Source organism: Gammaproteobacteria bacterium (assembly GCA_013697705.1).
Lineage (GTDB): Bacteria > Pseudomonadota > Gammaproteobacteria > UBA6002 > UBA6002 > UBA6002.
Map to the genome: position 1 here is coordinate 1 of JACCWJ010000013.1, position 3,151 is coordinate 3,151.

Annotated in this window: 2 protein-coding genes; one reads left to right on the forward strand and one right to left on the reverse strand. The window is 40.3% G+C overall.

Translation table 11 applies throughout. The features are described 5' to 3' along the window. Nucleotides 1-238: 238 nt before the first annotated feature. Complete coding sequence (locus H0U71_03150; protein MBA2654048.1) at nt 239-1,558, reverse strand: FAD-dependent oxidoreductase; 1,320 nt, start codon at nt 1,556-1,558, stop codon at nt 239-241. A 227-nt stretch (nt 1,559-1,785) separates the two neighbouring features. Between H0U71_03150 and H0U71_03155 the strand changes: the two genes are divergently transcribed. Next, nucleotides 1,786-2,898, forward strand: coding sequence for a linear amide C-N hydrolase (locus H0U71_03155; protein ID MBA2654049.1), 1,113 nt, complete (start codon nt 1,786-1,788; stop codon nt 2,896-2,898). The last annotated feature ends 253 nt before the right edge of the window (nt 2,899-3,151 follow it).

Below are 3,151 nucleotides of genomic sequence, written 5' to 3' on the forward strand. Positions count from 1 at the left end.
ATCCAGCATCGGATCTGGATCCCGCGAATAAATCGCAGGACGACGTGGAAGGGTGGGTCGCGGGACGACGGTAGGTAAGGTAGGACCAATTTTTTGTCCAGCACAAAGAATTTTTGCTTTGTACTGGGCAAAGTTATTTTGAAATAATTCAAGGTGTTGAGAATTACTCGAATTTTTTTGAGTTGCTAAAAGGGTATGTTTTGCGAAGTCGAAGGCCAATGAGCGAATTTAGAGCTCACTACCCTGCAACGTTGTGTGAACAATATTCATTAACTGAAGATTCTAACTTAGCATTGCCAATAATACGCGTTGCTTCTCGTATACCCGACAAATATGCTCCATGTGTTGTGGCTGGATATTCTGGATGGGTTGCCTCGCCCGCAAAGAAAATTTTATTTTCAAGAGGTTCTGATAAGACAAGATAATCGTTACTGCTACCGCCTACAAGTGCATGAGAATACGATCCATAAGAATAGCAATCATTAGCCCAGCGAGTAATAAAACTTTGTTGTGGCTGCGGCACAGAGGAACCAAACATTTGTTGTAGCGTATGCATAACCGTTCTGATAATAGAGGCATCAGTCATTTTTTCAAATTCTATAGCCATCTCTCCAGCCAGTCCGCACATAATCATTGGTTTGCCATAGTAGAGCGAAAAATTATGAAAAAATGCTGGCGTTTTATAATCGTCTGCTAAGTAGGAAAATATTCTATCATTTTCAGGCCAGAAACGGTGGGGAAATTGCAATAGAATTTTATTTAGCACACCCATACCTAGTCGATGCAATGAGGCAATTTTTCGATCAGGTAATGCTGGCATGAATTGTATTGTATCTTTCTTCAACGCGCCTAATGGAATGGTAATAATCACCGCATCCGCTTCTAACTTACCCTTTGTGGTTTGTACTTGTACCGCCTTTTTTGAATAATCAATAGCGACAACCTTGGTAGCTAGTTCAATTTTAGAGAAACCCGCTAAGCCATTAATAATGGGCCCATATCCCGACACCATTAAATGGTGCCCTCCTTCTAGGGACACCTCATCATCCCAATGTCTCGCTGATAAGTTATTAACATCAGCGCCAGTGTATAAGGACAAAACTAGTTTATACCAATTGAAGATTTTTGAATTGAAAATGGGGGTGTGTTTTATGGCAACGTTTAATGCTTGGTCTAAAGTAATATCCGTCGGTTGAGAATTCGCAAATTCGCTGGCAGCTGTTAATAATTGGTGAAATTGATTATCCAACTTATTTAGTTCATTAGAGTCATATTGGGTAATCTGATGAGCAAAAAAAACAGAATCCATACCAATAGTCTTGGTCTGGCACTTATATTGTTTCGCTAATTCTGCTATAGGGTTGTTTGTCATGCCGTGGATAATGAAGGCCCCAATATCAAATGGTATCCCCATGGAATAATCGCTCCATGTTCTTCCTCCGATACGATTCCTTGCTTCTAATATTGTTACATCAAAACCTTGTGCATTTAATTCTTTAGCCGCAGCAAGTCCTGCTATGCCAGCACCGACAACAATTATTTTTGTGTTATCACTCATTCGTATATCCTTTCCATAATAATCAAAATTGGTTCTGCTTTATTCCATTCGCTAATTTGCTAGATTGGTATGAGCATATCATAGCTGCATATATCCCCCCACCGAAAAGATGTAACTCTTGGTAATTATGCAGCCTAACTATTGTCGTTTAAATTTTTACCATGCATACTGTTTTGTTTTCATTCTCACGCTAACCTGTCCAAGCATCAACGAAAAGGAATGTATTTATGAGATTTTTCTTGATAAATTTGATCGTCATTGGATGTACTCTCTTTGATTTTCATTCCGCAGCATACGCCTGCACGGACTTCAGGCTTACTGCAAAAGATAAAACTATCATCATCACCCGAAGCATGGAGTTTGCATTAGATTTAAAATCAAATTTGCGCACTTCGCCACGTACTAGGGTTTTTACTATGACTGCCCCAAACGGAAAGGAAGGGTTATCTTGGAAAGCAAAATACGGTTATGCTTATCTCGATGGCTTAAATATTGACGCAGCAATTGATGGCATCAACGAAAAAGGTCTCTCTTTTGGCGCGCTCTTTCTGCCAGATTTAGCGCAATATCAAAATGTGCCACGAGGCGAAGAGAAAAAATCATTACCCTACATCAATATAGGTGACTGGATTTTAGGAAATTTTGAAACAGTTGCTCAAGTTAAAAATGCTTTATCTCAGATATATGTGTGCAATCACACCATAACCGGCCTACAAAACACTTTTTTTCCCCTGCACTTTTCAATCTATGATGCCACTGGAGCTGGTATTGTAGTCGAATATGTGCAAGGTAAAGTAAAAATTTATGACAATAAAATAGGTGTTTTAACCAACTCCCCTACCTATGACTGGCATATTACTAATCTTAATAATTACGTGAATTTGTTACCCAAAAATCCTGCTCCCACTCTCCTAAATGGCATTGTTTTTGCAGCAACGGGACAAGGTTTTGGCATGATAGGCTTACCCGGAGACATCTCCCCTCCTTCACGTTTTGTAAAGATTGCTACGCAAATTCGAGTGGTTATGCCCGTCGAAACCAGCACAGATCTTCTAAATCTAGCAGAGCACATTATCAATAATGTGGATATACCGCGTGGTTTAGCGCGTGAACCTAAAAATAAAAATTACAGTAATGAAATCACACAATGGGTAGTATTTAAAGATGTAACACATAAAGTGCTGTATTTCAGAACCTACCAAAATTTAGTTTTGCGTGGTTTGCCCTTAGATAAAATTGATTTCTCTCCAAATGCCAAACTTTTAAAAATGCCACTTACATCATCGACACCTATTCAAGATGTCACCGCCCAATTAATACATTCCGGAGCTCACTCATAGAAGTTTGAGGCAAGGATTTACTCGCATTAGGACGTAATACTGTAGGAGGCAATCGTCACGCGAATAAATAGCTGGGCGACGTGATTTGTACCCCTCTAAATAAGCCTTATTTCGAAGGTGACAATAACGCCGTCGTCCCGCAACCAAACCCCTCCACGTCGTCCCGCAACCAAACCCCTCCACGTCGTCCCGCAACCAAACCCCTCCACGTCGTCCCGCGATTTATTCGCGGGATCCAGCATCGGATCTGGAT